Origin of the sequence: Paenibacillus cisolokensis, from assembly GCF_018403665.1 — a bacterium.
Classification (GTDB): Bacteria; Bacillota; Bacilli; order Paenibacillales; family Paenibacillaceae; genus Paenibacillus_AH; species Paenibacillus_AH cisolokensis.
The window spans coordinates 1-6768 of sequence record NZ_BOVJ01000255.1; the positions used below are offsets into that span (position 1 = coordinate 1).

Here is a 6768-nt window from a genome sequence, read left to right on the forward strand (position 1 = left end):
GATTCGCCGCGCACATCTCCCCAGCGCGCGGCTCGCCGCATGGTGGCGGTCAACCACCTGTTATATGGGGTTTCACCCGTTTCCACAGTTTCCACAGACACATACGCAGTCTTCCGCGTGTCCATCAGTCGAGTCTCTCTGACGGCATTGCGTCTTTGTTTGAAGATCGGCTCTGATTCGCCGAGGCGTCGGAATACCTTATATCGCTCAGCCGCTGTCGCATGCGGTTTGACCGTCCGCCATGCGACACGACGGCAGACAGGCGGCCGGTTGCAAACCGGCCGCCTGTGCGCATCGCGCCGTTCGCCTGAGCAAGCCCGATGTGCATGGCGAACAGTGCATTTCAAAATCAATTTACTGAACACGGCCTCTTCAAATCCGAGGCTGATATGGTTCCAAGGGGAAGGGGGTGATGACGTCGGCAATCGACATGCGACCATATTCCTATTTCCCCGGAAATATTTCGGGTTGAAATACCTATGGCAAGGCTGTTCGAGGGCGAAGGTTTCAGACCGGCGGCAGCTTATTCGGCTTATGCGGATGCCGGTTCGCCGTCTACCGTCTACCGTCTACCTTCTACCTTCTACCTTCTACCTTCTATCTTCTCCCTTCCCTTTTCTCCCTTCTCCCCCTTCTCCTTTTCCCGGAACCCGGTATAACGGCGCCTTCCTTCAGCGAATCTGAATGATTGACGGTTGCGGTACACGGTGTCGTGATTACAGGCGAAACAGCGTCGCTTCATTCACTCCGGCTACAGCAACCTTGAAAGTCCGCATGCCCCCCGACCAGCCGCCTTACGGCAGAACGAGATCCGGCAGCGATTTGGCATCGGGATCCGGCTCAATGTCCGTAATGACCCATCTGTCGTCCTTATAGACGACCGTAACTTCGACATTGCCTTTGCCCGCATCGCCGGTCGACGTCTTCATTTGAAACTCGACCGTATAGACGTAACGGTCCTTGTTGTTCGAGCTGAGGAGCGAGACGGTATACTTGTCGGTCCAGGGGCTCGATACGCCGGGCACCCAGTTCCATTGCTCGAACTCGTCGATCGTCGCCTTCTGCGCTTCGGGGGACAGCAACGAATACTGCACGGCGCCGTTCCGCTGCTTGACGGCTTCCGCCCACGTCTCCGCCGCCTCCTTGGCCGATTCCGGCGCATAGAACCGTTCTATCAACTCAAGATGCTGGCTGGCCGATTGCCCGCCCTGATCTTCGATCCGGACGCTTTGGCTGTTTTTGTCCCATTTCACATCGGCGCCAAGCGCTTCGGCGACCCAGCGAATCGGGACAAGGACGCGTCCTTTCTCGACCACAGGTGCGACATCGCTTCGGATTTCCTTACCGTTCACGAACAGCTTTATCGGCCCCGAGGCAACCGCGGCTCCCGAAACGAGCGCAACCGCCAGAATCGTTCCCGACAGTACGAGCGACAGCTTCTTTTTCATCGCAACTCATCCTCCGCGTTTCATTTTTCATTTCCTCCGATCTATTAGACTTGACAACTGCGGCAAATGTTGCACCTAAATGCCATGGCTTTATTCAGGGCCGGCCAAGACTTTCCGGGCTTTCCGGGCCTTCCTGACAGTTGCCGATTCGATGCCCGCCCATTATCCAGAACAGCGCACCATTCGCCGCACGCATGCTGCCATCGCTCCGTTTCGCCGCTCGCTCGTATGCTGCCATCGCTCCGTTTCAATGCTGCATGCTGCCTCGCTCCATTCGTCGCTTTCACACTGCCATCGCTCCATTCATCGCTTCCATGCCGCCGTCGTTCCACTTCGTCGCTCGCATGCTGCTTTCGCTCCACTTCGTCGCTTTTACACTGCCATCGCTCCATTCAGCCGCTCGCACGCTCCTATTGCACCATTTACCCGCTTGCATACTGGCCTTCTATTGCACCATTTCGCCGTACGCATGCTGCCATCGCTCCATTCGCCGCGCTCACGCTGCCCTTTCATTGCACTTCATGCAATGGAAGGGCGCTTTCGCGTCCGTTTCCGGAGGTTTTATTGCATCATGTGCAATAAAACTGCTCTAAATGCCTCCAAGAGTCGCATCCCGGCCGCTTTAGTTGTACGAACTGCAACTATTTCCGCCGGAGCGCCCCGTTTTCGGATATTTAATTGTACAACGTACAACTTATACAGGCGTTCCGATCATTTTTGCCACCGACGGCTTCTCTATCAAGAAACAGCATCCCTAGGGCATCCATGCAGCATCCATGCAGCATCCCTGCATCCCTACGGCATTCCTACGGCATCCCTACAGCATTCCTACGGCATCCCTACAGCATTCCTTACGGCATTGTTGCTTGCCGCGGTTTTGCTCATCCTGCCCTACCTTTGGCCCGACAAAGCTTCGCAAAAATAATGCGGAATGCAGCCAGTCCGGCTGCATTCCGCGTCTATCCTTTCCTTCTGAACAGGATCATGGCAACGATATAAGAAACGAACAGCATACCGCCGAACCAAACGACGGCAATCCAGGATTGACGGCCGATATCCGTATCGAGAAGCAGGCCTCGCAACGTTTCGATAAGCGGGGTAAACGGTTGATAATCGGCATACGCGCGCAGCCATGACGGCATCGTGTCGGTCGGAACGAACGCGCTGCTGACATAAGGCATGAACATGACGATAAAGGTGAAGGCGCTGGCGGTTTCGACGCTTTTGGCCAGCAGCCCGAAGACGACGGCCAACCAGCAAACCGATAAAATAAACAGACTGAGCAGCAATACGACGCCAAGCCAATCCAGCCAGCCGGCCTCGGGTCTGAATCCGAGCAGAAAGGCGACGACGAACACCAATGCCGCGCTGATCGCATTCCGGACGAAGCTGCCGATCACATGGCCAAGCATAAACGAGGAAGGGTGAACGGGCATGCTTCGCAACCGTTCGAACAAACCGCCGAGCCGATCCTGACTGACGCTTACCGCCGTCATCGAACTGCCGTAACCGGCGCAAAAAATAATAATGCCCGGGACGATGTAATTGACGTACGCAGTGCCCGTTTGGATCGCCCCTCCGAATACATAGACGAACATCAGCATCAGCACGACAGGCAAAAAATGTTGATAAACAAAGATTCCGGATTCCGTACCAAATGCTTTATATTGCGTTGCAGCATCACCCAACTATCGCTTGCGGCCCACAATAACCGGGATTTCTCCATCAGACGCTCACCGCCTCCTTTTGTCGTCCTGTCATTTGTATAAAGACGTCATCCAGCGTCGGCTTCCGCAATTGAACGGATTCCGGTTCGATTCCCCGTTCATGCAGTCCGTTGAGCAACCGCCTCAAGCTTTCCGCGGAACCGTCGGAAGGAACGGCAATCGTATTGCGGGTTTCGTCCGGTTGACCGTTTACCAACGCCCGGGCTTTCGCCAGATCGTCCCGATGGCGGAAAATCAGCTCGATCCATTCGCTGCCGACGATCCGTTTCAGCTCCTCGGCCGTTCCTTCCGCGACAATCCTTCCTCCGTTCATGACCGCGATTCGGTCCGCAAGCTTATCCGCTTCCTCCAAATATTGCGTCGTCAACAGGATGGTCGTGCCGCTTTGCGCAAGCTGTCGGATCGTGTCCCACAGGCGCATCCGGCTGCGCGGGTCCAAACCTGTCGTCGGTTCGTCCAGAAAAATAATGGACGGCGAAGCGAGCAAGCTGACGGCGATGTCCAGCCTTCGGCGCATGCCTCCCGAATAGGTCTTGACCTGCCGTCCGGCCGCCTCCTCCAGATCGAATTGCTGCAGCAGCTCCGTCGTCCGCTTCTTGATCGTATGGCGATCCAGACGGCTGAGCCGTCCCATCATCCGCAAATTTTCTTCCCCGGTGAGCTGCTCGTCAACCGCGGTATATTGCCCTGTCAAGCTGATTATTTTGCGGATTGCGGCCGCGTTCTTGATACAATCGTGTCCTGCGATCGTCGCCTTCCCGGCATCCGGTTGGATCAGGGTCGACAAAATACGGACGGTTGTCGTCTTGCCGGCGCCATTTTCCCCGAGCAATGCAAATATCGTTCCGCACTCCACCTCGAAAGAAAGCCCGTCGAGAACGGTCCGATCCCCATAAGCTTTCCTGAGCTCCCGGACGGAAATCATCACTTCTCCCAACTCGTACCCCTCCTCAACTTGCCACGAAGCCACGAAAGACGGACAAGTTTTTTGATTGACTTGTTCAGTCAAAAAAGACTATTATGATTTACGGCTTTTGTCAATGGTTTTTTGAAAACCGGCCAGCGGCAGAGCTACCGCGCCGTAATCATTCTCATCAGCAGATCGATTTTACGGTCGATATCCCGGCCCCACCATTCCAGATCCCCTTCCATCATCAACCCCGTTATGACGGTTAAAAACATCTCCAGCAGCTCCTGCGGGTCGGTTTGAACAATATCCCCGGTGCGCTGCCCTTCGATAAACAAGGGAAGGAGAAAGGTGATGTATTCCTTCGATGAACGCTCGATCAGCGCCGCGATATGCTCGGGGACGTCGTGATTCGTTCGCCGCAAATGGTGGATTACCCGGAATACATCACTGTTTCCTTCCGTAAACGCAGTTTTGACAAGATGTTTGATCTTCTCGACGGGGCCCGACTGCATCTCTGCAATTTCCTGAAACAGTTCGCCCGATCCGCTTATCGCCCATTGAAGGCTTTCATACAGCACTTCTTCTTTGGATTTGAAATAGTGATACAGCAGGCCGTGGCTGATTCCCGCTTCGGCCGCGATCATGTTGATTTTCGTCAGCCTGATGCCGTTTTCGGCGAATACCTTCAAAGCGGCCATCATGATTTGAAATTTCCTTTGGCTGCGAATTTGCTCCAACTGCTCTTCCTTTAACGGGGCCATGGATGTCGAATCTCCTCTATCGCGTCATTTCGCGTCATTTAATGTGATTTTATCATTTTGAATTCGTCATTTACCATTCACAATTTAACCGGCGGACCGATGGACCGGATGTCCGGAAGGCACGGTTTCGCTCATCCATTGAACGGCCCGCTCTGCAAGGTACCGGTTGGCCCGTTCGTTGATTCGCGACGCTTGCCGCATTTCATTGCGATAAATATGCGCCGGCGTTATCGGATACTCGCCGCATATATCGACCCCGGCGACCCTTTTCGCCTTGGCAATGGCTTCGAGAATGCGGACCATAAATCGCAACGAAAACCGGCCTTGCTCCCAGTCTGTGACCGCCTCGCTCGGATTCAGCACATCTTTATCGATGCTGATATACACCGTATCGGTCGGAATATTCGACACCAACGAGCGGATGCCGGATTCCGATTCATTGACGTTATCGTTCGGATACGCCAATACTTTGGCCCGAACATCCCCTGGCATTTGCTTCAAACCGGCCTCGCTTACACCGATCAACAACACTTTGCGCAGGTGAGGAAGCCTCCTGATCGCTTCGAGCACCCACGAACCGCAAGAAATATGCATGTCGTCCGGCGTCTCCATCATATCTGAATGATAATCAAACAGCACAAGGGTAAAAGGTACGGACAGCTCGGACGTCAGCAGGTAGCTTACATAGTGATAATTTCCTCTTCCGATCAGCGTAACGCCTCTATTCCGGCGTTTTTGCAATCTGCTGCCAATTTCCCGGAGCGAATCCTTCGAACAATATCCGTTGGTCTGCCCTATATCCGACAGTTCAATCCACTCAAAAGCAGGCTGAAGAAAATGAGGCTGCGAACATAACGTTTGATCAAAGTTCAATACTGCAACTTTGCCGCTCATTATGACCAGACTTCCTTTTCACCACGAAAATTGTTTTTACGGTATGTTAAATATTTTACACCTCGACGTAGTGCAAGGATCAAGTGATTCGATTGAAAAATAACTTTACAAACACAAAAAATCAAAAATCATATTCCCGCATTGATGTCCGAAAAATATTATAGTAAATGGAGAATTGCCGGTTCAACCGGAGCGTAAGGAGAGGCGATAGTGTTGTCGTACTTCAATGAACTGATTCGTTTGGAAGTGCTGATATGGCTGCTCCCGGCTGCTTTTTCATCCATGACGGTGAAGAGATCATCACCATGGAAAATGGCTGCGAAAGCATAAAGATCAGCCTCGGATCGCGGAAAATCGCATATACAATTGGGAGAAAAATATCACGTTCCAGTTTACGGTCGCAGTGCTGCTGCTCGGATCGCTTCTTTTTCTGGCAACATGCTTCGCTGCCGGCGATTTCGAAAACAGCGGCAAGCCGCACCCTTTATTCGTCGGAATAATCGCCATCCTCTTCCTCGACGGGATCAAACATGTCGGCTATACCGTCATGCTAAAAAATACACGCCGGGCTTCATCACCGCGGGGCTTGTCGAAATCCCTTTTACAGCGTATGCATTGTACCGCTTTTACGACGCGGAGATGATAGACATTGTAACGGTCGGGATGTACGTGGCTGCCGAGCTCCCTCTCATCCTCTTTTAGTATGGGCAGGTCTTACGCTCGGGAGACGGGTGGCGCCTTATCGAAAGCAATAGTATAACCGTCGTCAATTCGGCATGAACGGAAGCCGATCAAGACCGGGAAGTTTCAAGACGAGTTCAACTTAGCCGTGACAGCTATCGTTTCATAGTATCGTTTCATAGTATCATTTGAGCATCGTCTGGCGATTTTCCGAGGAGCATAGCGTACAACACCCCGACAAAACGCTAGTGGCAAGCGGCATTATCGGATATATGAGCCTCCAGTATCTTTCTAACGAATCTCACAATCGCTATTTGGTCAAAAATAGATGTTCCGGAATTGTAACG

General features: G+C 52.9%; 7 protein-coding genes. All 7 read right to left on the reverse strand.

Going from position 1 to position 6768, the window contains the following annotated elements:
* Positions 1 to 794: 794 nt before the first annotated feature.
* Complete coding sequence (locus tag PACILC2_RS25630) at positions 795 to 1448, reverse strand: copper amine oxidase N-terminal domain-containing protein (RefSeq protein ID WP_213531829.1); 654 nt, start codon at positions 1446 to 1448, stop codon at positions 795 to 797.
* Positions 1449 to 1731: 283 nt separating this feature from the next.
* Positions 1732 to 1854: a hypothetical protein gene (locus PACILC2_RS28265; RefSeq protein WP_280515403.1), complete on the reverse strand. Its 123-nt coding sequence runs from the start codon at positions 1852 to 1854 to the stop codon at positions 1732 to 1734.
* A gap of 553 nt (positions 1855 to 2407) precedes the next feature.
* Positions 2408 to 3052, reverse strand: coding sequence for an ABC transporter permease (locus tag PACILC2_RS25635; RefSeq protein ID WP_244863870.1), 645 nt, complete (start codon positions 3050 to 3052; stop codon positions 2408 to 2410).
* Positions 3053 to 3173: 121 nt separating this feature from the next.
* The gene (locus tag PACILC2_RS25640; protein WP_307860718.1) at positions 3174 to 4103 is read right to left on the reverse strand and encodes an ATP-binding cassette domain-containing protein; all 930 of its coding nucleotides are present in this window, start codon (positions 4101 to 4103) and stop codon (positions 3174 to 3176) included.
* Positions 4104 to 4246: 143 nt separating this feature from the next.
* Positions 4247 to 4846 carry a TetR/AcrR family transcriptional regulator gene (locus PACILC2_RS25645; protein ID WP_213531832.1) on the reverse strand — a complete coding sequence of 200 codons (600 nt, stop codon included), beginning with the start codon at positions 4844 to 4846 and terminating at the stop codon, positions 4247 to 4249.
* A gap of 84 nt (positions 4847 to 4930) precedes the next feature.
* On the reverse strand, positions 4931 to 5740 hold the full coding sequence (locus PACILC2_RS25650) for an arginase family protein (RefSeq protein ID WP_213531833.1): 810 nt from the start codon (positions 5738 to 5740) through the stop codon (positions 4931 to 4933).
* A 223-nt stretch (positions 5741 to 5963) separates the two neighbouring features.
* Positions 5964 to 6221, reverse strand: coding sequence for a hypothetical protein (locus tag PACILC2_RS25655; RefSeq protein WP_213531835.1), 258 nt, complete (start codon positions 6219 to 6221; stop codon positions 5964 to 5966).
* Between the last annotated feature and the right edge of the window lie 547 nt (positions 6222 to 6768).

Excerpts from the sequence above, each read along its gene's own strand:
- PACILC2_RS25635 (WP_244863870.1), bottom strand. The coding sequence starts at position 3,052 with ATGCTGATGTTCGTCTATGTATTCGGAGGGGCGATCCAAACGGGCACT.
- PACILC2_RS25645 (WP_213531832.1), bottom strand. The coding sequence starts at position 4,846 with ATGGCCCCGTTAAAGGAAGAGCAGTTGGAGCAAATTCGCAGCCAAAGG.
- PACILC2_RS25650 (WP_213531833.1), bottom strand. The coding sequence starts at position 5,740 with ATGAGCGGCAAAGTTGCAGTATTGAACTTTGATCAAACGTTATGTTCG.
- PACILC2_RS25630 (WP_213531829.1), bottom strand. The coding sequence starts at position 1,448 with ATGAAAAAGAAGCTGTCGCTCGTACTGTCGGGAACGATTCTGGCGGTT.